Source organism: Shewanella sp. 1CM18E (assembly GCF_023161665.1).
In the GTDB taxonomy this organism is placed as follows: domain Bacteria; phylum Pseudomonadota; class Gammaproteobacteria; order Enterobacterales; family Shewanellaceae; genus Shewanella.
On the sequence record NZ_JALNTW010000019.1, the window covers coordinates 57,631 to 83,591 of the forward strand.

22 protein-coding genes are annotated in these 25,961 nt (G+C 44.2%); 13 read left to right on the plus strand and 9 right to left on the minus strand.

What is annotated here, in order from left to right; translation table 11 throughout:
* Positions 1-79: 79 nt before the first annotated feature.
* Entirely contained in the window at positions 80-1,045 is a 966-nt protein-coding gene (locus MSG37_RS18820) for a LysR family transcriptional regulator (protein WP_248472205.1), read from the plus strand.
* Positions 1,046-1,097: 52 nt separating this feature from the next.
* Here MSG37_RS18820 and MSG37_RS18825 read toward each other — a convergent pair whose 3' ends face one another.
* Positions 1,098-2,078, minus strand: a complete 981-nt coding sequence (locus MSG37_RS18825; protein ID WP_248472206.1) for a LysR family transcriptional regulator — start codon at positions 2,076-2,078, stop codon at positions 1,098-1,100.
* A gap of 241 nt (positions 2,079-2,319) precedes the next feature.
* Here MSG37_RS18825 and menD point away from each other — a divergent pair, with 241 nt between their 5' ends.
* Genes menD through menE form a run of 4 tightly spaced genes read left to right on the plus strand, consistent with a single transcriptional unit; the run spans position 2,320 to position 7,396 of the window.
* Positions 2,320-4,029, plus strand: coding sequence for a 2-succinyl-5-enolpyruvyl-6-hydroxy-3-cyclohexene-1-carboxylic-acid synthase (gene menD / locus MSG37_RS18830; RefSeq protein WP_248472207.1), 1,710 nt, complete (start codon positions 2,320-2,322; stop codon positions 4,027-4,029).
* On the plus strand, positions 4,029-4,835 hold the full coding sequence (menH, locus tag MSG37_RS18835; protein ID WP_248472208.1) for a 2-succinyl-6-hydroxy-2,4-cyclohexadiene-1-carboxylate synthase: 807 nt from the start codon (positions 4,029-4,031) through the stop codon (positions 4,833-4,835). Before menD ends, menH begins: the two co-directional genes overlap by 1 nt.
* A gap of 26 nt (positions 4,836-4,861) precedes the next feature.
* Positions 4,862-5,929, plus strand: a complete 1,068-nt coding sequence (menC, locus tag MSG37_RS18840; RefSeq protein WP_248472209.1) for an o-succinylbenzoate synthase — start codon at positions 4,862-4,864, stop codon at positions 5,927-5,929.
* Between the two features lie 21 nt (positions 5,930-5,950).
* Positions 5,951-7,396, plus strand: coding sequence for an o-succinylbenzoate--CoA ligase (menE, locus tag MSG37_RS18845; protein ID WP_248472210.1), 1,446 nt, complete (start codon positions 5,951-5,953; stop codon positions 7,394-7,396).
* A gap of 34 nt (positions 7,397-7,430) precedes the next feature.
* Here menE and MSG37_RS18850 read toward each other — a convergent pair whose 3' ends face one another.
* The 6 genes from MSG37_RS18850 to ftsY form a co-directional block, all read right to left on the minus strand.
* Positions 7,431-7,985, minus strand: coding sequence for a DUF4145 domain-containing protein (locus MSG37_RS18850; RefSeq protein ID WP_248472211.1), 555 nt, complete (start codon positions 7,983-7,985; stop codon positions 7,431-7,433).
* A gap of 1,158 nt (positions 7,986-9,143) precedes the next feature.
* Entirely contained in the window at positions 9,144-9,500 is a 357-nt protein-coding gene (locus tag MSG37_RS18855) for a hypothetical protein (protein ID WP_248472212.1), read from the minus strand.
* Between the two features lie 398 nt (positions 9,501-9,898).
* Positions 9,899-10,756, minus strand: coding sequence for an RNA polymerase sigma factor RpoH (gene rpoH, locus MSG37_RS18860; protein WP_248472213.1), 858 nt, complete (start codon positions 10,754-10,756; stop codon positions 9,899-9,901).
* A 263-nt stretch (positions 10,757-11,019) separates the two neighbouring features.
* Positions 11,020-11,985 carry a permease-like cell division protein FtsX gene (gene ftsX / locus MSG37_RS18865; protein WP_248472214.1) on the minus strand — a complete coding sequence of 322 codons (966 nt, stop codon included), beginning with the start codon at positions 11,983-11,985 and terminating at the stop codon, positions 11,020-11,022.
* A 9-nt stretch (positions 11,986-11,994) separates the two neighbouring features.
* A complete protein-coding gene (gene ftsE / locus MSG37_RS18870) occupies positions 11,995-12,687 on the minus strand; it encodes a cell division ATP-binding protein FtsE (protein WP_248472215.1) in 693 nt (230 codons plus the stop codon).
* A gap of 84 nt (positions 12,688-12,771) precedes the next feature.
* Positions 12,772-14,877, minus strand: coding sequence for a signal recognition particle-docking protein FtsY (ftsY, locus tag MSG37_RS18875; RefSeq protein WP_248472216.1), 2,106 nt, complete (start codon positions 14,875-14,877; stop codon positions 12,772-12,774).
* 225 nt (positions 14,878-15,102) lie between these two features.
* On the opposite strand from ftsY, the gene rsmD reads away from it, so the two are divergent.
* The gene (gene rsmD / locus MSG37_RS18880; protein ID WP_248472217.1) at positions 15,103-15,723 is read left to right on the plus strand and encodes a 16S rRNA (guanine(966)-N(2))-methyltransferase RsmD; all 621 of its coding nucleotides are present in this window, start codon (positions 15,103-15,105) and stop codon (positions 15,721-15,723) included.
* The gene (locus tag MSG37_RS18885; RefSeq protein ID WP_248472218.1) at positions 15,724-16,008 is read left to right on the plus strand and encodes a DUF1145 domain-containing protein; all 285 of its coding nucleotides are present in this window, start codon (positions 15,724-15,726) and stop codon (positions 16,006-16,008) included.
* 457 nt (positions 16,009-16,465) lie between these two features.
* Here the strand turns inward: MSG37_RS18885 and MSG37_RS18890 are convergent, their stop codons facing one another.
* Positions 16,466-17,029 carry a NapC/NirT family cytochrome c gene (locus MSG37_RS18890; RefSeq protein WP_248472219.1) on the minus strand — a complete coding sequence of 188 codons (564 nt, stop codon included), beginning with the start codon at positions 17,027-17,029 and terminating at the stop codon, positions 16,466-16,468.
* 392 nt (positions 17,030-17,421) lie between these two features.
* Here MSG37_RS18890 and MSG37_RS18895 point away from each other — a divergent pair, with 392 nt between their 5' ends.
* The 6 genes from MSG37_RS18895 to MSG37_RS18920 all read left to right on the plus strand — a co-directional run bounded on the left by MSG37_RS18895 (position 17,422) and on the right by MSG37_RS18920 (position 24,881).
* Positions 17,422-17,835 carry a hypothetical protein gene (locus MSG37_RS18895; RefSeq protein WP_248472220.1) on the plus strand — a complete coding sequence of 138 codons (414 nt, stop codon included), beginning with the start codon at positions 17,422-17,424 and terminating at the stop codon, positions 17,833-17,835.
* A gap of 215 nt (positions 17,836-18,050) precedes the next feature.
* On the plus strand, positions 18,051-18,470 hold the full coding sequence (locus tag MSG37_RS18900; RefSeq protein ID WP_248472221.1) for a DUF2057 family protein: 420 nt from the start codon (positions 18,051-18,053) through the stop codon (positions 18,468-18,470).
* A gap of 117 nt (positions 18,471-18,587) precedes the next feature.
* Positions 18,588-18,998 (plus strand): hypothetical protein, encoded by a 411-nt coding sequence (locus tag MSG37_RS18905; protein ID WP_248472222.1) that lies wholly within the window; start codon positions 18,588-18,590, stop codon positions 18,996-18,998.
* Positions 18,999-19,132: 134 nt separating this feature from the next.
* Positions 19,133-19,747 carry a heavy metal-binding domain-containing protein gene (locus MSG37_RS18910; RefSeq protein ID WP_248472223.1) on the plus strand — a complete coding sequence of 205 codons (615 nt, stop codon included), beginning with the start codon at positions 19,133-19,135 and terminating at the stop codon, positions 19,745-19,747.
* Between the two features lie 23 nt (positions 19,748-19,770).
* A complete protein-coding gene (locus MSG37_RS18915; protein WP_248472224.1) occupies positions 19,771-21,726 on the plus strand; it encodes an efflux RND transporter periplasmic adaptor subunit in 1,956 nt (651 codons plus the stop codon).
* A 14-nt stretch (positions 21,727-21,740) separates the two neighbouring features.
* On the plus strand, positions 21,741-24,881 hold the full coding sequence (locus tag MSG37_RS18920) for a CusA/CzcA family heavy metal efflux RND transporter (RefSeq protein WP_248472225.1): 3,141 nt from the start codon (positions 21,741-21,743) through the stop codon (positions 24,879-24,881).
* A gap of 93 nt (positions 24,882-24,974) precedes the next feature.
* On the opposite strand, the gene MSG37_RS18925 is transcribed toward MSG37_RS18920, so the two are convergent.
* Complete coding sequence (locus tag MSG37_RS18925; RefSeq protein WP_248472226.1) at positions 24,975-25,757, minus strand: VOC family protein; 783 nt, start codon at positions 25,755-25,757, stop codon at positions 24,975-24,977.
* Between the last annotated feature and the right edge of the window lie 204 nt (positions 25,758-25,961).

Sequence of the window (25,961 nt, forward strand, 5' to 3'; positions counted from 1 at the left end):
CAATTGAAATAAATTAGTATAAAAAATTACAAATTGGTTATTATCGAATTTGATACTTACCACTTAAGAGGTATTTAATATGAGAGATATAAGTTTTAGCGACCTAGATTTATTAAGTATTAATATTCTAGTCAATTTATATGAGAATAAGTCTGCAACTTTTGTCTCCCATAAGCTTAATGTTCCTGCTCCTAAAATTAGTCGCTGCTTAAAACATGCGAGAGAAGTCTTTGGTAATGAGCTTTTCATTAGAAAAAAGCATGGTCTAGTACCAAATGAATTTGCTAGTCAGATATACCCTATTGCTAAAGAAATCATAGAGTGCTCGAAGAATTTGCAGAAATTAAATGGTATGCATGAGCTAAATCCTACACACCATTTCGAGGTGGCTGCCCCGGATTTAATTTCCTATCCTTTTCCCAAGGTTTTACTCAATGCCATCAAAAATGCAGGTAAGGACATCAGCTTTAACATCTCATCTTGGACAAAGCATTCTATCCACGACATTATCAGCGGTGAAATCGACTTAGGGCTATGCTGCAGTAAAATGCTCGACAGTATCAAAGATACTGATGACTCTCTTAATGCCATCCCATTAAAAAAGCTCAATAAGATATTTTTAGTATGTCAGAATGATCATCCTATTTTAAAAGAAGACATCAACCTAGAGTCTATTGCTAAGTACCCATTTATTAATAGTAATATTGGCCAAAGTGAGCTAGAACCTAGCCCTTTTCAAGAGTATTGCCAAACACAACATATAAAGCTAACTACTGAAATGAACCTAACAGGGTTAACAGGTTTGTTCGAATACCTACGATCTAGCCAAGGAATAGCATTACTGCCATATAGCTCTATTTTCACCATGATCAATAACAGTCAAGATTTACATGTATGCCGCCTATCTGATGTAGAGTCAGAGCGTCTATATATGCAGGTTAAAGAACCAAACCTATATCTGGTTTATAGTGATAACAATAAAGATCCTAATCTTCGCTGGTTGTCTTCTGAGGTAAGGGATTTAGTTGAGTTATTTTTGCATTAATAAATTGAAGAGCAATAAAAAAGAGTGCGTTAACACTCTTTTTTAGGTCAGTTTATTTGCAAAGATGAATTTGCTTATTCTGCTCATACTGCTCTTGAGCAATAGCTAATTTTTCAGCCAGTAACTTAGATAATGACTTCGAAAAGTCATCTTCATGGGTTTGATGGTATTGCAAAAAGTAGTCGTATTTAGTTGAGTTACCATCAGGAAAAAGCGTGTTCTCATAGAAATTTGTTACATCTATATAGTCGATATCACTGCGGCTATTGAAATACAAATATGAGAATATAGAAGCCGTCCAGCAGATATCATCACTTTTTGCCACGTGATTTAATGCCATAGCTAAACTCGTCGTTTTAAAACTAACTTTCATATCTAAAGCATGCTCTTTTGCATAGGTTTCACACCAATGCTCACTCAGCCCGACCTTAGAATAGTTGATGAAAACCAGTTTATTTTCGAGTAGCCCTTTTAATGTCAAATCTTGTTCAAAAAATTGGTGGCCTTTTTTAGCGGCTAAGAAATAATAACGTACATCACCAATTTTGATATTTTTTACTGATTCAGAAGGTTTTGAGTTAACGGTAATTGCGTAATCAATCTTACCTTGTGCCAGTAATTCTTGAACGTTGTCACTCCAAGGCTGGATACTTACAGACATGTCGATGCCTTGCTGCTCACATACCTCAGTAATCGAATCAACCAAAAATCCAGCTAAATGCTCTTGCGCTGCAATGACCAACTGATTTTTTTCTGGTAAGTATTTAGTGACCTCGGCCATAGCTTCGTAACCTTGAACAATATTTTTCGCTATGGGATACAACTTATCAGCCATGACATTAGGCTCTACGCCATATTGCCGTCTGATAAATAGTTCGTCCTGAATAACTTCCCGTATAGTGCTCAACGCACGACTAACCTTAGGCTGTGTGGTATCAAGTTTCTTTGCGACTACCGAGCCGTTTTTAAACTCAACCAAACCAACAAAAACTTTGAGGGTAAAGTAATCTAACTTAGAAAGTTCTTTGCGCATCCGTGTACTGCCTACAATCTGTCTAGTTCTTATATATTGTATACACAGTATAGCACTGAAAAATATACATTTTTGCTACACCAATCACACCTATACCCATTAATAGGTATTCGATTCAAAAATCTAATGTTGTTTCTTTTTAATCGAGTACTTTCAGCCTATGAATAAAACTCTAGAGTGATCATACTCCTTTAGCTTAAAGCAAGTTAAACTAAAGCTATCAATGATATGGTAATGATTTATGCAAACTGAAAATACAGCTGAACTCAACCTGCTTTGGGGCTCATTAATTTTAGAAGAACTGGCTCGCTTAGGCGTAAAGCACGTCTGTATGGCGCCTGGCTCTCGCTCAACCCCACTGACTTTAGCCGCAGCAAAACAAACTAAGCTTAGTCAGCATCTGCATTTTGACGAGCGTGGACTCGGCTTTATGGCGCTTGGATTAGCCAAAGCCAGCCAAGCGCCAGTGGCCATTATCACGACATCGGGAACAGCTGTAGCTAACCTTTACCCAGCGATCATTGAAGCTTGGTTAACCCACGTACCATTAATTGTATTATCTGGTGATAGACCACCAGAGCTAATTGATTGCGGCGCAAACCAAGCGATTATCCAACCAGCAATTTTTGCGCAATATGCCAAGCAAATAAACTTACCTACCCCAGATATTAATATCGCGCCTCAGGCGTTATTAAGCTTATTAGATGATGCGGTGTGCAATCAGGTTCAACCTGTGCATATCAACTGTATGTATCGTGAGCCGCTGTATCCAAACGAACCTATCGCCGACTTTTCTCGCTACCTAGCGCCAATTGCGATCTGGCAACAACAAGCTGCGCCTTACAATCAGTTTGCCGCAATGGATACCAGCATTATGCCAACGGCTGATGCGCTTGCTCGCTTTGTGCATGGCAAGGGGGTGATTGTCGCAGCAACGCTTGCACCAGAGCAGCAAAGTAGTGAGCTGATCCAGCTCGCCCAAAAACTAGGTTGGCCGATTGTCACTGATGCTCAGTCGCAACTTCGCCAGCATACAGGTGCTATTGGCAACATAGACCAACTCTTACAGCAACCAAAAGCTAAAGCGCTACTAGCCCAAGCAGAAAAGGTGATTGTGTTTGGCGGACGTATTCTATCAAAGCGCTTAATCAACTACTTGAGTGAGCAGAACTGGACAAATTACTGGCAAGTATTACCACAGCAACAGAGACTGGACCCAAGCCATAAGCCTAAACAAGTATGGCTAGCAAGCGCACATAAATTTGCAGCCCTGCCATGGCCAAGATCATCGCAAGCGAATTGGGCCCTCAATCTAGTGCAGTTTAATGATGAGTTAGAAACCCTATACCAACAGCAAATTGATAATGCAGAGTTTGGTGAAGCGCAAACAATTAGAGCCATTGCTAAACGCCAAAGCGACAATCATCAGCTATTTATTGGTAATAGTTTACCTGTAAGGCTTTACGATATGTTTGCCCCAATCACACCATCAAGTGCAAGCGTGTTTACCAACCGTGGGGCATCGGGCATCGACGGCCTACTTGCAACGGCTTGTGGCGTTGCAGTGGCTGAGGCAAAACCAACAACCCTGATTATTGGTGATATATCAGCGCTGCACGACTTAAACTCACTTGCGATAGCACGCAGTGTCACTAGCCCACTGGTGATTGTTATTCTCAATAATGATGGCGGCAATATTTTTAACTTGTTGCCAGTACCTAATGAACAATTACGTACTGATTACTATCGTTTGTCTCACGGACTTGAGTTTGGCTTTGGCGCTGCCATGTTTGGCCTCGCCTACAATCAAGTAGACTCGATAGATGACTTTATTGAGTCCTACGAATATGCGATGACTTATGCAGGCCCATCGGTCATTGAAGTCACAGTTAGCCAAAACCAGGCTAGTGACCAGATAGCCCAAATCGCTAGCTGGGTAAAGCAGCACTAATGCTGAATTACCGCAGCACTGGCAAAGTTGGCGCACCAGCCGTGGTGTTTCTTCACGGCTTTTTAGGCAGCCAACAAGATTGGCAAGACATAACTGAGCAGCTACAAAATGATTTTCACTGCATCAGCATCGATCTTCCCGGCCACGGTGACAATCAGCAGCAATTAGCAGAACAAGTGCTGCCAACACCCGGCTTCAAGCGCTGCGCAGAGCTAATAACGACGACTCTAGCAACGCTCAATGTGCATAGTTACCACCTAGTTGGCTACTCACTTGGTGGCCGCATATCCTTGCATATTGCCAAGTTATATCCGGAGCAATTATTGAGTTTAGTGCTTGAATCTTGCCACCCTGGGCTGCAAAGCCAAGCAGACAAAATTGCTCGCAAACAAAATGATGCAGCCTGGGCGGGTAAACTTAGCAGCATGCCGATTAGCGAGTTTCTAAAGCTTTGGTATCAACAAGCGGTCTTTAGCGATCTTACGCCAGCAGAGCAAAGCGCTTTAGTCACTAAACGCTCCGATAATAACCCATTCGCGTTGGCAAACTGCTATCAAGCAACATCGTTAGCCGAGCAAGATGATCTTTGGGATACTCCTGCGCAATTAAACATTAAAGTGCACTTTATTGCTGGCCATCAAGATAGTAAATTTATGGCGCTAGCGAGTCGTTGGCAGCAACAACAAAACATAATGCTACACACTATTGAAGCCAGCGGTCACAACGTACACTTAGCCGCACCAAAGCAATTTGCGACTAAATTACAGCAGCTTTTTACTAAAAAAATCGATAACTCTAATAATTAAACTCACAAAATAATGCAGGCAAGCCAATGACAACGACGCAACAGCAATTAACGCCATTAACTCTAACTCAATTGAGTCTGCATCAATTTACTATCGATTTAGCCAAGTCATTACCTGTTGGCAAACAGCGTATTGAGCAGCGCAGCGGCCTTGTGTTAACAGGGATCGCAATCCAAGGTGATAATGAGTACCAAGCGTCTGTTGAGATCTCTCCGTTGTCAGGTGTTGATAGTGCAAAACAAAGCATTACAGGCTTTAGTCAGGAGTCGCTTGAACAAGTACAGCAACAACTCACTGCTGCTTTGCCATTGTTATTACAGCAGCCAGCTAACGCCCTGCTTGATTACAGTACCAACTCTCCTTCTATGGCTTTCGGATTAAGCCTGCTGCACGCCAAGCTCAACGGTAAACTTGATGGACACGTGCTCGCACCGCGCAGCGTACCACTTATCTACCGCGCGGCAGACGAGCCATTGTCCGCCATAAGCGAGCGAGTCAGCGCACTCGCCAGCAATGTCCACTCAGTCAAAGTCAAAGTAGCCCAAGACTCGCTTGAAGATGAAATTAAGCTCATTCATCAAATTTTGGCTATTCGTCCCGATCTCAAACTACGTTTAGATGCCAATCGAGGTTTTAGTCTAGAACAAGCCATCGAATTCGCTGCTTGCCTACCAATTGCTAATATTGAGTACATTGAGGAACCTTGCCAAAATCCTGATGACAACCAAGCGTTTTATCAGGCGATAGAGATGCCATGGGCACTTGATGAATCGCTAAATAGCAGCGACTATCAATTTGAAATGCAAACGGGACTCACCGCGTTAATCATCAAACCTATGCTACTTGGCAGTATTGAAAAATTGCAGCAACTGGTTGAGGCAGCTACTGAACACGGCGTGCGCTGCATTCTGAGCTCAAGCTTAGAGGCAAGTTTAGGTATTGAGGCCTTAAGCCGCTTAGCGACGATTATTACTCCAGATGAGATCCCAGGGATTGATACCCTTAGCGCCTTTAGCCAAGATCTATTGGTAAGTTCAGGTAAAAGCGTTTGTTTGCAGCTTGATGATCTAAGCTTGATCTGCAGCGTTCAATAAACCTAACAGCGACCCATTGAGATGATAAACACGGCACAACTGATACTTTCACCTGTTCATCAACAGGCAGTAAGCAATGCTAAAGCTCCGGCTTATCGCGTTGATGGCAAGGCTGTAAATTATCAAACTTTAAGTCAGCTCGTTATCTCGCTAAGCCAGCAACTAGCCGCACAAGGCTTAAAAGCAGGTGATCGCCTTGCTTGCATAAGCCATAACAATCCCGAACAACTAACACTTTACTGGGCCTGTGTTGATAGTGGCATTGTGTTTTGCCCCATATCGCCGCGCTTTGCGCCGCAGCAAATCCTTGAACTGATCCACACTCATCAATACCGCGACTATTGGCTTGAGCCAGAGCAAAGCGCAGAACTTAAGCAATTACTCAAATCTCAGCCAAATCTCAGCGGCATAAATGCTGATTTTGCTCTGCGAAGTCGCAGCAAAGCAGAGCGAATTGCTCCTGCACGGGCTGTTAATGCGATCTTAACTTCTGGCAGTAGCGGCACACCAAAAGCTGCCGCTCACAGTTTAATAAATCATATCGCTAGCGCCGCAGGCTCAGCCGAGCTAATTAGCCTTAACGCTAATGACAGCTGGTTATTATCCTTACCTCTATTTCATATCGGCGGCTTAGCCATACTTAACCGCTGCGCCTTAGCTGGCGCTTGTGTCGTATTTGAAGACAAGACGCAAACTTTGGCCACGCAACTTGTTCGCGATAAAGTCAGCCATTTGTCTTTAGTCAGCGCGCAACTGCAGCAGCTGCTTGCTACCAGCGCTACAGATAACAACTGCTTATCTCAAGTTAAAGCTATGCTACTTGGCGGCGGTGCAATTTCAGCGGACCTATTGGCAGAGCTAGCCAAACACGATATTAAAGCCTACACCAGCTATGGCATGACTGAAATGGGATCGCAGATCACCACAGGCATCGCCCGCAGCGATGGTTCTAGCGGTAAGCTATTATCGGGGCGTGAACTTAAGATTATTGATGGCGAGATCTGGGTAAAAGGTGAGTGTCTGTTTTTGGGCTATTTAGCCAAAGATGGTTTTAATTTACCGCTCGATAAAAATGGCTGGTTCTACACCAAAGATTTAGGTCACTTCGATGCAAACGGCAACCTTTGTATCGATGGCCGTGCCGATAACATGTTTATCTGCGGCGGCGAGAACATCCAACCAGAAGAGATTGAAGCCGCCCTTAAATTGCACCCGCAGATCAGTGATGCCATCGTTTTCCCAGTTAACGACACTCAGTTTGGCACTCTGCCCGCAGCGATTATTAAGCTGGTAAACACCTGCAATAATAACCAAGAGGCCTTGCTCTCGGAAACTGAGTTAACCGCATTTCTAGCGGACAAAATCGCTCGCTTCAAAAGGCCAAGGTGTTATTACCCTTGGCCAGAGGTTAGCAGTGCTGGGATTAAAGTTATCCGCAAAAAAGTGATAGCTGCGGTTAAGGGTTAACGCCCGAAGTTCAGCAGAGCTATATAGTTTCCTTTTATGCTGAGGTAGAAGGAATTTTACTCGGAAACTCATAAATAAACTTTATTAGCATTTCGCTGAAAGCAATTAGGTCTTCACAGTCCTCTTTCGACATCAGCACTATTTCATGTGTCGCTTCATTCCCTTTTTTTCTAATATGGTCAACCCAGCCTCGGCCGTTTGGCGGAATGAATCCTTTCTCGGCAAGGTAATCGATGTAGAAAATAAATGCCTTACCAGTTTCTGCACCTTGTTGCACACCGATGTTCATCAATAATTTTCGGCATATTAGAACCGATCCAGTGTAACAAGATGCTGCTACGGAGTTTCGTGCTTCATTATAAAGAGACTCAATATCGGCAGGAAGATGTTGAACGGAATTACCTGGAGCAACATCTGGTAACTGTCCACCTAAACCAAAAAAATAAGTCGGTTCATCGCAATTTGAGCACAGATATAAAACGGCATTATTACTGCCAATATATCCTTTACTACTCGCTACTTTATTACTACAGAAACCGCATATATAAGCCTTAGGAGTTAGGCCTTGGGGGTTATGCCAGTAAGACATATAACCTCTTAGATTAGGGCTAAATTAAAACTACTGAAGAAAGGGGATGGTGCTTCACCCCTCCCACCTTTAAACTAGAAACATCATCAAAACCTTTGAAACAAAGATAATAACACTAGGGTGTAGTTCGATTTTTAGCTCAATTTTCATGAAAGACTCCAAGTTAGTTTTAGAAAGTTATAAGTAAAATCATCAATACTTAGTCCAAGTAAAAACGACTATTCTACTAATACTCGAAACACCGAATACTTTCTTAAAAACAATAACTAAAGAGGCCGAACAGTAACCTGAATCATACTTCTAGTAATCGCGAAGTGTCAATGGGATTGTATACATAGCAATTTAGTATTTATGTATAGGCACAGCAATCACAGAACCCCATCCAAGTTGCCGAAGTACGTTGAAGACTCTTTATAAGCCACTGTCCATAATCCCACATCGTACAACGTTAGTTGTTAGACGCAGCCTAACTTAAAGCTCAAAAAAAGCAGCTTAACTGCTCTAACTGTATGCCTAATTACCTAATTTTCCACTTTCAATATCCAATCCAGCTAATTGCCTGCAGCAGTCGTATCTGCAGAGGTTAAGGATTTCATTTGCGTGAAACTAACGCTGACTTTAAATCTAAAGCTTTAAAACTTTAATCTCATCGTCATCTGATACTAGAAACCAGCTTCCAGCAATAGTGGTTCCAATGGCCTGCGGCCGGCGTATGTGCAGACACTTCCGTGACACGCTGCAAGTCCATCCCTGGAAGCTCGGCCATGACGTCCATGTCATGGACGGTCACGGCCGTATCTACACTGAGTTAGAAAAGCGTAGATATTTAGCCCGCTGTATTCCCCAGAGAAAACACAAGTCTACCAGTCGCTAATCGACTCACAGGAAACACCGATTTCCCCATCGGAGTTGCCGAAGTACGCAGATGAAAATGCCGTGGAACCATCATGGATGATGGTTCAGGCTCGGAGGGACATGGATGTCCCATCTGAGCCGTTAGGCAATTTTTATTGGAGTATGAGGATCTACAACTTCGTTAGGGGCGGCGGGGAGATCCAAGAGGGGGTAGCTGTTGACCCCTTCTTGGCAGAGTGTGAGCAGAAAGCTCATGATTTTTATCAAACGAAGTTTGATTAGACAAAATTACCGTTATTTAACTTAGTTAAATAACCAACCCGTTGGGTTCTCAATTGGCTTGCCTGCATCCAATGCTTGTATCCCTTTAATTGAACGAATGACTAACCAAACAACCCAGAATAACAATACAAACCAGCCAATTAATACCAGCGACAATAAGCCACCAACAAACATAAATAGGCCGCCTATCCAGAATGTTCTGATTTGATATTGGTAGTGAGACTGCAGCCATTCAGGTGCGGTACTTTTGTTGATGTACGCCATCACCACGCCAACAATACCGGTAATACCAAAAACCAAGGCTACCAAGTATAAAATGTAGACTATTTTGGCATTACTCTGACTTGCATCGCCACTTCCTGATGTCACTTCGTTCATCTCATTTTCCCTATATTTTGATGACTTATTACTTCGCTAATTTACCTAAAAAGGAGCTCCTAATGTCTCCCTAGCAGCATGAACTTTATTCATACCTTAACAGGTTGGCGGTTAACTTATCACCACTAACTTATTGTTGCAAATAGGCTTAGCAAGGTCTTAGTCTGAAAACTGAAGCATCAAACCAACTTCTCAGCATCTTTGGCTGCAATGGCCTACGGCCAGCGCATATGCAGACTTCCCTACATGGGAAGGGAGGGGTTTTTAGCATAAATGTTCCAGACATAACGCCCCAAGCTATCCATCCATGGGCTTTGGGCTAAATGTTCCAGACATAAAAAAACCTGCTAAAAAGCAGGTTTTAATTATTAATAAAGTCTCTAAAACTGATAATGAAATTAAGCTTCCATACAGCCTTTCAGCTTATTCATTGCATTCTTTTCTAATTGCCTAATACGTTCAGCCGACACTTGATAAGTTGCCGCCAAATCTTGCAATGTGGTTTTGTCTTCATCTAACCAACGCGCTTTAAGAATATGCTGGCTACGCTCATCAAGAGTCTTGATAGCAGATAGCAAACGCGCTTGATTATTTTGTTCCCAGTTGTCATTTTCAACTTGAGACGCTAAATCTGAAGAATGATCTTCAAGATAATGCATAGGTGCATAATCTTGTTCATCATCATTGTCGCTCGCAAGATCAAATGCAGGATCTTGAGCGGCCATACGAGATTCCATTTCAGTCACATCGGCTTTTGATACGCCAAGACTGTCAGCAACCATACCTACTTCACTATCGCTAAACCAGCCTAGACGCTTTTTAGCTTTACGGAGGTTAAAGAACAATTTACGTTGCGCTTTAGTGGTAGCCACTTTAACGATACGCCAGTTTTTAAGCACGTATTCGTGAATTTCAGCTTTAATCCAATGCACGGCAAACGATACCAAACGTACGCCCACATCTGGGTCGAAACGCTTAACCGCCTTCATCAGGCCGATATTACCTTCTTGAATTAAGTCAGCTTGTGGCAGGCCATAACCTGAGTAGCCTTTAGCTACGTGAACCACAAAACGTAGATGCGACATAATCAACTGCTTCGCAGCCTGCAGATCACCCGTTTCTTGCAGACGCTTCGCTAGCTCATATTCAGTATCCGCTTCCAACATAGGAATGTTGTGTGCCGAATGAACATAAGACTCGAGGCTTCCGCTACTTTGGGGAACCATTAGTGCCATTGATTGCGCTTGATCTGTCATTTACGCTCCTACTACTTTCTTACAAAGGTCTTGCTAAAAATCTACTTTCTGACCATTCATGATCAAAATGGACAGTGAACTATCGACTAAATGACAAAATATGTCAACCATCGTACTTATCTAATATGTATCAATATGCACTAAGCCTAGCCAAATTTTGCTGCATATCACTGCCAACAAAATATTACACCTAGTGATAGGCAACGCAAATGAAACAAAGTTCATCTTTTAAGCAAATACGTATTAGTGAGTCTAACCCGCTATTATGACGGTTCTATTGCTCGCAAATGCTGACGCACAGAAAGGTACGAACCCAACCAGCCTAAAAACGAGGCCAACAATACCAACTGGCCAAGCTCAGCAATTGTCAGCGACTCCATATGTAAACTACTACCATATAAGCCAAGTAGCTCGGCTAACGCGGAATCTAGATACCAGACTAATAAATTAATAATTACCCAAGCTAAGAAGCCGCCGATCACGCCATACCAAATACCTGTGTATAAAAATGGTCGTTGAATAAAAGCTTCTGTCGCGCCAACTAACTTCATCACTTCAATTTCTGTACGGCGATTCATAATGGCTAACCGTATGGTGTTACCAATCACTAATACCACCGCTAATACCAAAAGCGCAGCAATGGCTAATACTGTGCGTTCAAGTAGCTTAACAACTGCCTGCAACCGCTCTAGCCATTCAATATCTAAACGGCCAAAACTCACTTCCGGTTCTTGCTCAAGTTTACGCAGTAACTCACGTGCACCTGCTGGGCTTGAATACTTAACACTTGGAGTAACCATCACCACCGCTGGTAATGGATTAGAATCTAAATAGGATAAGGCTTCGCCAAAACCTGATAAACGCTGAAACTCTTCTAAGGCTTGATCGCGATTAATGTAATTAACGTTGCTGATCTCAGGATAAACATTAAGGCGTGTTATCAAACTTTGAATAGCGGTTTCGCTGCGCCCTTCATCGATAAACAGTGAGATCTCAGCCGCGCTGTTCCACGACTCGGTAATGGTTTCGGCATTTTTAACTAACACTTGCAAGGCCGCTGGTAAGCTTAAGCTAACGCCTAGTACAGCCATGGTCATAATTGACGATACCGGATTACGCCATAGTTCGCCCATACTCGCCATTGCGTGCTGTATGTGACGAATAAAGAACATCACTATGCGACCTGAAAGCGGTAATTTACTGCGATTTAGTTGAGGTTGCTTACTCATCATTTATCCTCAATTAATGCCAATAGGGTCGTGAGCGTTTAATTCCTCTGCGCCCAATACTCGCCCTTGCTTCAGAGTTAACGTGCGATACTTCATGCGCGCAATTAAACCTAAGTCATGGGTAGCGATAAGCACGGTTGTACCCGCATCATTAAAGGTTTCAAACAAACGCAGAATATCCATCGACAACTTAGGATCTAAGTTACCGGTTGGTTCATCGGCAAGCAATAAAGGCGGTTTATTCACAATCGCCCGCGCGATACCAACACGCTGCTGCTCACCACCTGATAGCATTATCGGGTTGTGACGCTCTTTACCATATAAGCCGACCATATCAAGTGCGCCAGCTACTCGTTTACGAATTTCACCAATAGAAAAGCCTTCGATCATCAGCGGTAAAGCCACGTTGTCGAAAACGCTTTTGTTCATTAATAGGTGATGGTTTTGAAAAATCATTCCAATATCGCGACGTAAGTAAGGCACTTGTGAGCGACTCACTTTAGCAATATCGTGACCATTAATTGAAACGCGACCGCCGTTTGCTCTTTCAATAACGGTGATCAGCTTAAGCAGCGTACTTTTACCCGCGCCAGAATGACCAGTTAAAAAGGCCATCTCACCACGCTTTATATGAAAACTCACATCCGACAAGGCTTTTTGGCCGCCGGGATAGACTTTACTTACCTGCTCAAATCGAATCATTGAAAAAGATTTCTTGTTAGTTGGCATTAATAAAAGCACCCCGCAGGGTGCTTATCTTTCAGTCACGCTTGATATAAGCTAACGTTATTTCGCGTCTTTGTCGTCTTTTGTTTGACTAAACAAGGCTTCAATAAAGTCTTTCGCATTAAAGGTGCGTAGATCATCGATCTGCTCACCGACACCAATATGACGAATTGGAATACCAAACTTATCAGCAATAGCGAAGATAACCCCGCCCTTAGCAGTACCATCAAGCTTGCTAATCGTAATACCAGTAACGCCAACAGCTTCTTGGAATAACTGCGCCTGACTAATCGCGTTTTGCCCTGTGCTTGCATCTAAAGTCAACATGACTTCGTGCGGCGCTGACTCATCTTGCTTTTTCATCACCCGAACAACTTTCTTCAGTTCGTCCATTAGGTGAGCTTTGTTCTGTAAACGACCCGCTGTATCAGCAATAAGTACATCAACATTACGTGCGCGAGCAGCTTGCAGCGCATCAAATAATACAGAAGCACTGTCAGCACCTGTATGCTGAGCAATAACTGGGATATCGTTGCGTTGCCCCCAAACTTGTAACTGCTCAACCGCTGCAGCACGGAACGTATCACCCGCTGCCAACATCACTGACTTACCTTGCGCCTGGTACTGCTTAGCAAGCTTACCAATGGTGGTAGTTTTACCCACACCGTTAACGCCAACCATTAAGATCACAAATGGACCATCGGCGTTTTCAGGGATCAAAGGCACAGATACTGGATCTAGCGTTTTTTGCATCTCTTCACGCAAAAGATCGTACAGGGCTTCACCGTCTTTAAGTTGTTTACGGCTAGCTTGCTCGGTTAAGCTCTTAATCAAACGAGTCGTGGTTTCTACACCCACATCGGCGATTAATAACTGCTCTTCAAGCTCTTCAAATAGATCGTCATCGATCTTTTTGCCGCTAAATAAACCAATAAAGCCGCTACCAATGCTTTCACTGGTGCGCTTTAGACCACGTTTAAGACGGGCAAATAAGCCTTCTTTAACAGGCTTCGCCTGTGGCTCAGGTTGTTCTAATTCAGCAGCTTGTTCCGCCGCGAGCTTTTCTGCTGCAACTCTTTCCGCTTCAGCTTGTTCAGCAGCAATGCTTTCAGCCTCGATTCGTTGTGCTTCTGCTTGCTCAGCAGCAATACGCTCCACTTCAATACGTTGTGCTTCCGCTTGTTCAGCGGCATTACGCTCAGCCTCGATTCGTTGCTCTTCTGCTTGCTCAGCAGCAATACGCTCAGCTTCAATGCGTTGTGCTTCTGCTTGTTCAGCAGCAATACGTTCAGCTTCGATGCGTTGTGCTTCTGCTTGCTCTGCAGCAATACGCTCAGCTTCGATGCGTTGTGCTTCTGCTTGCTCTGCGGCAATACGGTCAGCTTCGATACGTTGTGCTTCTGCTTGCTCTGCGGCAATACGCTCCGCTTCGATGCGTTGTGCTTCCGCTTGCTCAGCAGCAATACGTTCAGCTTCGATGCGTTGTGCTTCTGCTTTTTCAGCGGCAATACGTTCAGCTTCGATGCGTTGCGCTTCTGCTTGCTCTGCGGCAATACGCTCAGCTTCGATGCGTTGTGCTTCTGCTTGCTCTGCGGCAATGCGCTCTGCTTCGATGCGCTGCACTTCTGCTTGTTCAGCAGCAATACGCTCAGCTTCAATGCGTTGTGCTTCTGCTTGTTCGGCGGCAAGGCGAATTACTTCAGCCTGTTCTTCTAAAATACGGGCTTCAGCTGCCGCGGCCTGCTCTGCAGCAACTCTTTGAGATTCAGCCTGCTCTGCCGCAACTCTTTGAGATTCAGCCTGCTCTGCCGCAAAACGCTCAGCTTCAAGACGTTCTGTTTCGAGACGTTCAGCCTCAAGACGAGCAGCTTCAATTCTTTGTGCTTCTGCTTGTTCTGCTGCAACACGCTCGGCTTCAAGACGTTCTGTTTCAAGACGTTCAGCCTCAAGGCGGGCAGATTCGACTCTTTGCGCTTCAGCTTGTTCTGCAGCAACTCTTTCTGACTCAAGACGTTCAGCTTCAATACGTGCTTCTTCGGCTGCTTTTTCAGCTGCGAGCTGTTCCTGCTCCTGCTGTTCTGCTGCTAACTTTGCCGCTTCAGCAGCTTCCGCTTCTTCTTTAGACTTATCCCTGCGGAACCAGGAAAAAAAACCTTTCTTTGCCATGTGTTATACCGGTGCTCAAATAGCTGTACATAAATGCATTAGGGTGGAGGACGTTATATCAAAATCACACTAAAATTACGCTGGTAAAAACAGCAAAAAAACACATAGAGTCGATTCCACCTACTGCTTTTTACCATTTAGCTATGCTTTGATATAAAATAGCGCCCTTAATTCAGACGCCATAGTCTACCACTTTCTTTCATTAGGCAAAATCACGAGGACACCATGGTCAAAAAAAGACCTTCTAGCGGTCAAGTTAGGATAATTTCAGGCCAATGGCGATCTCGCAAATTGCCAATCCATGATCTTGAGGGGCTACGCCCAACAACAGATCGTGTACGTGAAACACTATTTAACTGGATTGCCAACGATGTTCGCGGTTCTCGCGTACTCGATTGCTTTGCCGGCAGCGGCGCTTTAAGTCTTGAATCGTTATCGCGTTACGCTAGCTACGCTAAGATTTTCGAATTACAAGCTCAAGCAGCGAAGCAGCTCGTGGCAAACCTAGCCACGCTAAAATGCGAAAACGCTGATGTGATAAAGGGCGATAGCCTAGCCTTACTCGCTAATAAACCTACTGAGGGCTTTGATCTGGTGTTTATCGATCCTCCGTTTCGAAAATCTTTAGCAGAAAAAAGTATTGCGTTAATTGACCAGCACCAATGGCTTAAAGACAACGCATTGATTTACGTTGAAACAGAAAGTGAAATATCACTGCTTAACGTCCCTGCTAGCTGGGAAATGCTCAAAGAGAAAAAAGCCGGCCAGGTGATTTACCGCTTATATCAATACTCGGCAGATACAGAAGCTAATGATACCAGCGGCGATATTGAGGAAGAACAATAAATGAAAGTCATGTTAGTTTTAGGAAAGATTGTCACTGGTTTTGCTTGGCTAATGATGCTTTACAACCTAATTATGCCTTTTGAAGGCAATATATCGGTGGTTCTCAACATTTTGTTTGCAATGACTATTTTTATGCATTGCTTTCAAACCCTCATTTTCCACACTATGTTTAAGCCACTGCTACAGCTGAAAAAAGCTGACTACTTGCAGGTCTTCCTATTTGGCGTGTTTAGCCTGTTACAGTACCGTAAACGAGTGATGGATAATCAGGCTAAAAACGACTAATAGCCAGGCAAGATAATATGAAAAAGCTGCAATAACGATTGCAGCTTTTTTGTTTTTATGCCGTCAACTTGTCATATTTTATGTAGGTTTAGTTTTAATCATTGATGGGCAAAAACCAAAGCTACATAAACACTCAACCCTGTTTGATCATACCAACCTATCTAGTTTTTTTGCCTTACTTTTATTATCTTCACAGCCCTGGAACCTGCTCTTTCCGACTGCTTTCTTTGGTAGGTCGGCATTGATACTGTCAGCTTGTAATACTCTATCTAGGCGGTAATTTTATAATATATTGACGGGCTAAATCCCAACCTAACATAAACACTCTAGCTGCTTGCTTATCTCTGGAAGAGACAAATCTTAAAAACAAAAAAGCCCCAATCAAGGGGCTTTTAATGTTTTGACTTGCAGACGTTAAGTCTGGGTCGCTACGAAACTCGAGACTTTAGCCTGAGGATTATCCTTTTGGATAAACGTGAGCAACACCTTTGTGACAGTCTACACAAGTCTTACGCTTGTCTTCTTCTTTCTTGAAGTTGTTAGCGTGCATTCTCTTCGCCATTTTCTTCATAGTTTCAGGCTGGTTCTCATAGATACGAGAGTGACAGTGCTGACAGTTAGCAGAGTCATTGCCTTTGAAGTACTTAAGCGCTAGATCAGCTTGTTCTTTACGGTTTTCATCCAACCACTCTTGAGTGTTGAAACCGTCGATTGTTAGGTAACCGTATAGATCTTTAGATACGATGATCTTCTTAACTAGGTACTTAACTGGGTTGTGTGGAAGGTGACAATCTTGACATTGTACCACGATACCAGCACTACCACCGCCGTGAGCAGACGCTAACACTTCATCTTTCAATGAGTGGTTGCTATGACAGCTCATACAGAACTCATCTGTACTTGTTGCGTGTAAAGTTTGTTGTGTAGCAAAGTAGCCTACAACACCGACAACGATACCGACGACTAACAGTGCCAGAATCGAATATTTTGCGCTGGGTTTAAATAGTGCTCGCCAGTTCATCACTCTTCTCCAAGTATTTAATTTTTTCTATCGATGAAAATGAACTTCATCTTAAATTTATGTGATCCATTATAAACTAGATCCTACTCATTGATCTGGAACTAAAAGTGCAAAATGAGACATGGCTCTAACTCTCTCATCTGAGTCGATTTTTGCTCACTTTATATGCACATTTACTAAAGCTACTCTAAAGCCTTGATTATCGCAAGGTTAATAGTCTATTAGCTTGATAATATAGTAGTTTCAAACGATTTATTTGAAATTCTTTTAGATGTAAAAGTGAGGTGTAGCACACATTTAAAATCAAAAAATTTATGATTATTTGAAACTTTTTCAATAAACCTAAGGTCTTTATTCTTACAGCAACTTGATTGCAAAACTTAAGGGCTTATATGGGCAAGCAAATCACATATTTAGCATTTTTTATCGCACTATTAGGGCAATTTATTTTAGCCCCTGCGATGGCTATGCCTAAATATTTGTCAGCGAGCTCGCATACCCTTGCTCAACAAGATACAGTCACGCCACTGCCGCAGCAGCTTGCCAGCATCAACCAATCCGATAACCATCAAGATTGCGATCCACAAGCCGTTCAGCTTAGTCAGTTAAAAATCGACTGCGATGCGGTTTGCGAGCAGTTAGCTGCTGGAAACTGCGTCTCACATTGTGCTTCGGCTCCAGGAATTGTTGACCACTCTCAACTTGCCATATCCATTCAAAGCTCTAGCAATAGTATCCAAGCCAACTTTTGGTCATTACAAACTGTTGAGCTTTCATCTAAAAATCCCCCTCCGATTTACGCGTAAGTTTTACTTCAACCGCATTTAGGGGCTCATCTGCTACTGACTTATCTGTCACAGAGAATACTCAACAGGTTTAGCCAAGAGTTTAAGTGCCCTGCATGATCAAAATATTACGCCAGCACTACCAAATTATAGTCGGTAGTTGGCGATAGCGTTTGTCGTATCTAGTCACAAAGTGATGCTCAGCAACGCACAATTAAAATGTATCGGAGTTTATTATGAAAAAATTTATCAGCGTAATCACATTATCATTAGCTAGCTTTTTCACTTCAGCAGCATCAGTGTCTTTCCCTGAGTCTATCGATGTATTAACCCTTAATGGTTTAAGTCACGTGGATAGCCGCTACCTAGAGCTCGAGACTGGGCATAATCTGATTGAGGTAAGGTACAGCGATCTGTTTGAAAGCAGTGCTGAAGACTCAAATTGGGTTCGCTCAGAGCCGCTTTACCTATATTTAGATTTTGAAACCGCAAACAATTATCAAGCATTTACTCCGAGTATCGTTTCTGAAGAAGATGCATATCAGTTTATCGATAACCCAACCATTCACCTCAAAGACGGCATGGGTGGTGAAAAGCAAGTAAGCTTAATGACACATAGCCAGTTAATGGCGAAACTACTACTATCAAACCAATAGTCTTTACGACTAGAAAGTGAAGTTGATGACACATTGGACAAAGTAATTTGTGAAGTTTATCAATGTGTCAGTCAATTCCTATGGTAGACTTAGCGAAGCTCATTAATTGGAAGCATCATGTTTAGCATCATCCGTCGTCATACATTACTAGCCTTTACGCTACTCGCTTTGTTGAGTCAGCTAGTGCTATCTAATGGTTCGCTGATGGTACCGAAAGCAATGGCTGATGACATGCCAATGATGAGTATGCAAGACGGAACAGAATGTCACCCAATGCAAATGGATGAAGACGCTCATTGCTGCGAAGCTGAAATACAAATGCTTCCCGGTAACGCTCAGCCTTGCTGCAACGGCAATGGATCATGCCAGAGCGACTGTAGCCACTGCTTGGTTATTTCTGTAACAGGTACCCTGTTGAGTGCATCACCTTGGCCAGGTTTTAGCACCTCCGAAATTATAACGGCCACTCCAATGCCTCATTTCCACTCTATTTCATTGCCACAAGATTTAAGACCTCCGATTGCATAACTAGAGCGTCTGTCTCTATGCAAGATAAAAAAATCGTTATTAATCTTAATCAGCAATTATTTAAGCCGTTAATTGTTCTGTTGCTTATTACGTTAAGCACAGTCATCCGGCCATCTCTTTGATGGAGTTGAGTTATGAAAACCCTTATAAGTTTAGCCTTATCTGCCCTGTTAGTTTTGTCTTGGGGCCCTGCTGCGTCAGCCAATGAGCATCATCATGGTGCCCACAAAAGTCAGCACGCCGCGCAGCACCAAGCATATGCTTGTCCAATGCACCCTGAAGTGACAGGTAACCAAGGTGACTCTTGCCCTAAATGCGGTATGGATTTAGAAGCCACTAAAACGGCTGCTAAAACCCACGCTAAAAACTGTGACTCTTGCCCTAATAAAGAGTCGTGCCCGAACAAAGCTGGAAAGCACCATAAACATATGAGCAAGCACACCCATGCCTGCCCAATGAACCCAGCAATTACCGGTCAAGCAGGCGATAGCTGCCCTAAATGTGGTATGGATTTAGAGCCAGTCGCTAAGGCGGATAACGCTAAAAACTGTGACTCTTGCCCAAATAAAGAGTCGTGCCCTAACAAAGCTAAAAAACACCATAAACATATGAGTAAGCATACCCATGCTTGCCCAATGACCCCAGCTATTACAGGTCAAGCAGGTGACAGCTGCCCTAAGTGTGGAATGGACTTAGAGCCAATCGCAACTGGCGATAACGCTCACAAATCTAGTCACACGCATCACTAATATTTAGGGTGGAGATAGGCATTATGAGTCTTTTTAAAACACCAGTGGTAAAGCCACTAATCTGCGCACTAACGTTAACAATGGCTGTGACTCCACAGCTGGGTTATAGCCAAAGCGCAGAGCCAAGCAAACAACACAGTCATGCCCACCAGCATGAGTCTAAATATTACTGCCCAATGCATCCAGAAGTGACCAGCCATGAGCCGGGTCGCTGCCCTGAGTGCAAAATGTTCCTGGTCTCAGATCATGATGAAAATGAAACTAGTGATAAAACTGCAGATACCACAGTAGTTGAAAATTATTACTGCCCCATGCATCCAGAAGTAACCAGCCACGAACCTGGTCGCTGCCCAGAGTGCAAAATGTTTCTCGTTTCAGATCATGATGAAAAAGAAACTAATCATAAAACTGCAGATACCACAGTAGTTGAAAATTATTACTGCCCCATGCATCCAGAAGTAACCAGCCATGAACCTGGTCGCTGCCCAGAGTGCAAAATGTTTCTCGTCTCAGATCATGATGAAAAAGAAACTGGCGATAAAACTGCAGATACCACAGTTGTTGAAAACTATTACTGCCCCATGCATCCAGAAGTGACTAGCCATGAGCCAGGTCGCTGCCCAGAGTGCAAAATGTTCTTAGTTAAAGAAGAGGAAGAAGAAAGCGCAAACGGTGAGTCGCAAGCGCATACTGCACACCTTAAAGACGAACATGCAGGACACCAGCACAACGCTCAAACAACAGCGGCACAAAGTAATCAGGCCGACACAATATTGAGTCAACCTAAGCCTGAGCTTCTGCCTGCCGCGCAAAGCGGCAATGATGGCAGCGTAAAATATGTTTGCCCAATGCATCCACATGTAGTGTCTGACGTACCAAGCTCATGCCCGATCTGCGGTATGGATCTTGAAAAAGTCATTGTCGGCGGCGCAGCTGAAGAAGTTGTTGTCGGCGTATCTGGTGGTATGCAGCAAGCTTTAGGTATGCGCAGTGAGCAAGTCAGCAAAGGTACTCTTTGGAAGCTGGTAAAAACTATCGGCACCGTTGAATACAATGAAAACAACATTGGCCATAGCCACACTCGAGTCAACGGCTGGATCGAAACCTTAATGGTACACAATGTTGGCCAACGCGTTAAAAAAGGCCAGTTATTATATGAGCTATATTCGCCTGAGCTAATTAATGCTCAAGACGATTACATGCAAGCCATGGACTACCTCAACCAAGATAAGAGTCGCGGTAAAGATCTGCTTCGTAAAGCACGCTTACGCCTCGAACTTCTTGGTGTCGACTCAGCAACGATCAAGCAACTGGAACGCACAGGTAAAACCATTTACCGCGTACCGTTTTACGCCGAACAAGATGGCTTTGTTAGTAAACTCACCGTGCGCCATGGCATGTATGTACAGCCCGGCGACACTCTTTTTGAAATTGTCGACTTAACCAGTGTTTGGGTCATTGCCGATGTATTTGAAAACGAGCAAAGTTGGCTAGAAGTCGGCCGTCCGGTTGAAGTAACGTCAGCAGCGCAAGGCTTGTTTGATCTAGAGTCAAGTATTGACTACATCTACCCTGAACTGGATCCGGTATCACGTGCAATGCGAGTCCGTATCAAGCTAGATAACCCCGGAAAAGTACTTAAGCCCGGCACTTTAGTCGATGTAAAACTGTTTGGTGGGCCTAAGCGTGAAGTATTAGCGATCCCAACCGAGGCACTGATTTTAACTGGACGCGAAAACCGTGTAGTAGTGCAGCGCAGCAACAACCAATTCGCCTCAGTGCCAGTTAAAGTCGGCATGATTGCTCAAGGTAAAGCCGAGATTATTGAAGGCTTAACCGAAGGCGATAAGGTCATTGTTTCAGGTCAGTTCTTGCTAGATTCAGAAGCCAGTATTCAAGGTAGTTTGCAACGCCTTAGCGGCAGTAATAGCAACACCACTGACGACGAAGCAGCCAACGCTCCACACGCGCATCATTAATCGGGAGGCTGATTATGTTAGAAAGAATTATTAGCGCCTCGATTAAACAGCGGGCGATGGTGTTAGTGCTAACTGCTGTGATAGCTTTAATTGGCTATCAAGCAATGCGCATGACACCACTTGATGCACTGCCAGACTTATCTGACGTGCAAGTGATTGTAAAAACCTCTTATCCGGGCCAAGCGCCGCAATTGGTAGAAGATCAAATCACCTACCCGTTATCTACCGCCATGCTAGCTGTACCGGGTGCAAAAACCGTACGCGGCTTTTCAATGTTTGGTGATTCATATGTTTATATTATCTTTGAAGATGGCACCGACATTTACTGGGCGCGCTCGCGGGTTTTAGAATATTTATCGCAAACCCAAGGCCAGCTGCCTGAAAATGTCACTCCCACACTCGGACCCGACGCTTCAGGTGTTGGCTGGGTATTTCAATATGCCTTGGTTGACCGTAAAGGCCAACACGACTTAGCCCAACTGCGCTCATTACAAGACTGGTTCTTAAAGCTTGAGCTGCAAAGCGTTGCAGGCGTATCAGAAGTCGCCACCATAGGTGGTATGGAACAGTCGTATCAGATCATTGTCGACCCGCACAAATTGGCGCTGTACCAAATCGACTTGATGACGGTGAAAAATGCCTTAGATAACTCTAACAGCTCTACTGGCGGCTCGGTGATTGAAATGGCCGAAGCCGAGTACATGATCACCTCAACAGGCTATCGCCAAACACTGGCAGATTTTGAAGAGATCCCACTGGGGATCGTTTCAGAGTCTGGCACGCCGGTATTAATGAAAGATGTGGCGCAGCTGCGTACAGGCCCAGCCGCACGCCGCGGTATTGCAGAGCTTGATGGTGAAGGCGAAGTGGTTGGCGGTATTGTGGTTATGCGTTATGGTGAAAACGCCCTAGCGACCATTAACAACGTCAAACAGAAGCTGAGCGAAATTGAAAACGGCTTACCCGATGGCGTAGAGCTGGTGATCACTTACGATCGCTCTGAGCTTATTCTCAACTCCGTCGATAACTTGATGCACAAAGTGCTCGAGGAAATGCTAGTTGTTGGAGTGATCTGTCTAATCTTCTTACTCCATGCTCGCTCAACATTAGTGGCAATTATCTCGCTACCAATCTCGATTCTGATTAGCTTTATCATAATGAACCTGATTGGCGTCAACGCTAATATTATGAGCTTAGGCGGGATCGCGATAGCCATTGGCGCAGTGGTAGATGCTGCCATTGTAATGGTGGAAAACACCCACAAACATCTTGAACATTACCGTGAGCAACACAATGGCGCAACGCCAACCGGAGAGGCGCACTGGGACCTAGTTCGTAAAGCATCGATTGAGGTAGGGCCGGCACTATTTTTCAGCCTGCTTATTATTACCTTAAGCTTTGTGCCTGTGTTTGCCTTAGAAGCGCAAGAAGGACGCCTATTCCACCCACTTGCTTTCACTAAGACCTTTGCCATGGCAGCCAGCGCCATCTTGGCCATCACCCTAATTCCGGTATTAATGGGTTATTTTGTTCGCGGTAAAATCCCCGATGAACGTAAAAATCCGATTAGCCGCTTGCTGATAGCTATTTATGAGCCGACGTTACGCTTAGTGCTGCGCTTTCCAAAAGTCACCATCCTGTTAGCTATAGTGACCTTAGCCAGTGCGCTATACCCAATGAGCAAAATGGGTAGCGAGTTTATGCCAGAGCTTGAAGAGGGCGACTTGCTGTATATGCCAACGACTTTACCAAGCGTCAGTGCTGGTAAGGCAGCTGAGATCTTGCAGCAAACCGACAGACTGATTAAAACCATTCCTGAGGTGAAACGAGTGTTTGGTAAAGTTGGCCGCGCAATGACGGCAACGGATCCCGCCCCACTCACCATGCTAGAAACCACTATCATGCTTAACCCAAGAGACACGTGGCGGGAGGGCATGACGCTCGAAGGTATTATCGCCGAGCTACAAAAAACGGTAAAAGTGCCGGGCATGACTAACGCTTGGGTGCAGCCAATTAAAACTCGTATCGATATGCTGTCGACGGGCGTGCGCACACCTGTGGGGATAAAAATTTCTGGCGCAGATATCGATGAGTTACAACGCATCGGTACTGAAATAGAAGCGGTTGTTAGCAAGCTTCCGGGCACGACATCAGCATTTGCTCAGCGTACAACTGGTGGCCGCTATATTGATATTGAGCCGAACCTTAAAAATGCTGCCCGCTACGGTATGACCTTAAAAGACATACAAGACGTGGTGCAAATGGCAATTGGTGGCATGAAGGTCGGCCAGTCTATTCAAGGGCAAGAGCGTTATCCAATTAACATTCGTTATCCACGGGAGTTACGTGACAGCATTGAAAAGCTAGAAGACTTACCGGTACTGACCAAAACGGGTAAATACTTACCTTTAGGCAATCTTGCTAGTATTACGATTAGCGATGGTGCACCTATGCTAGCCAGTGAAAATGGCCGCTTAATCAGTTGGGTATTTGTCGATTTGAAAGATATTTCAATTGGTGAATACATAACAACTGCCAGAGCCGCGCTAGATGAGCAAATTACATTGCCAGCGCGTTACAGCTACACCTTCGCCGGTCAATACGAATATATGCAGCGCGTAGAAGCGAAAATGCAGCTAGTGGTCCCCTTGATGCTAGCAGTGATCTTTATGCTGCTAATGATGACCTTTAGCTCCTTCACTCAGGCTTCTGTCATCATGCTTAGCCTGCCGTTCTCGTTAGTTGGCAGTGCTTGGTTGCTATTCTTCTTAGACTTCAACTTCTCGGTAGCTGTCTCTGTGGGCATGATCGCCCTTGCAGGTGTAGCCGCAGAGTTTGGCGTTGTTATGCAGGTTTACCTTAATAACAGCATTAAAGAGCGTAAAGAGGCGGGCCTACTCAGCAAGCGTAGTGATTTAAGTGAAGCGCTTATTCACGGCGCGGTAATGCGTATTCGTCCTAAAGCGATGACAGTAGCAACCATTTTCTTTGGTCTACTGCCCATCATGTGGGGGAGCGGTACCGGTAATGAAGTGATGCAGAAAATTGCCGCCCCTATGGTCGGTGGCATGGTCACTGCGCCATTGCTGTCATTATTTGTTATTCCTGCAATTTACTTACTGATCTACGGCAGAAAACTCAGCCAAGATAAGTAAGCCGCGAATATTAAAATGGGTAGCCAATTGGCTACCCATTTTTTATTTCAGTGCTATCTAGTGCGCTAAGCCCCAAGCTCTAACTTGTAAGCCCTAAACGTCCATGCGCAGCTCTATAATCGAGAAAAAACCACCGTCAGGATCATTGATCACTGCAAATCGCCCCACATTGGGAATATCCGTCGGCGGCACGCACACCTTACCGCCAAGCTCAGTGACTTTGGCAGCCTTGTCATCACAACTCTCAACCGTGAAATACAACATCCAATGCGCCGGCATATCGCCCCACTCCTCTGTCATCGCCATCATGCCACCAACATCTTGCGCACCGACTTGCCATTCGGTGTAATTCATCCCTTCCATGTCACTATCTCGATGCGCCCAACCTAATACATGGGAGTAAAACTGCTTAGCTTGATCTGGTTTACGGCACGCCAGCTCTACCCAACACATGGTATGCGGCTCTCCAGCTCGCTTAGCACCAATATGGTTATTAGCTTGCCACAAGGCAAAACGCGCGCCTTCAGGATCTCTTATCACCGCCATACGTCCAGCATCGCCAACATCATGAGGCCCAATAATCACAGTACCACCAGATCCAGTAACATCGACTAATGACACATCTAAATTCTCAACCGCAAAGTAAATAGTCCATTGAGTTGTTTCACCGTTTTGCGCCATCTCATCGGGGATCTGATACATGGCGCCAATATCATCATCCTCAATAGTCAGCATGCTATACGTGCCCTCTGGGATCGGCATATCCACAATATCCCAACCAAATAAGCCACGGTAAAATGCCTTACTGCTTTCAATCTTCATCGAGGCGAGCTCGGCCCAACATGGCTGGCCTTGAAAATACTGGTCAACTCTCATCTCAATTACCTTTTAGATCATATTGCATTGAGTTAAGACCGTGATCCGGTTTTAGTCCAACTAAAACACAGCCTATTTTGCCAGCAATAAAATCACAGCGGCTTAGCAGTGATTCAGTGTCCACTGAAAGTAAAAGATCCACCTTCTGAAGAAGGTGGCTTTGATATAACTCCCTAAAAGGGAGCTTTCCTGCCGTGCGTTAAC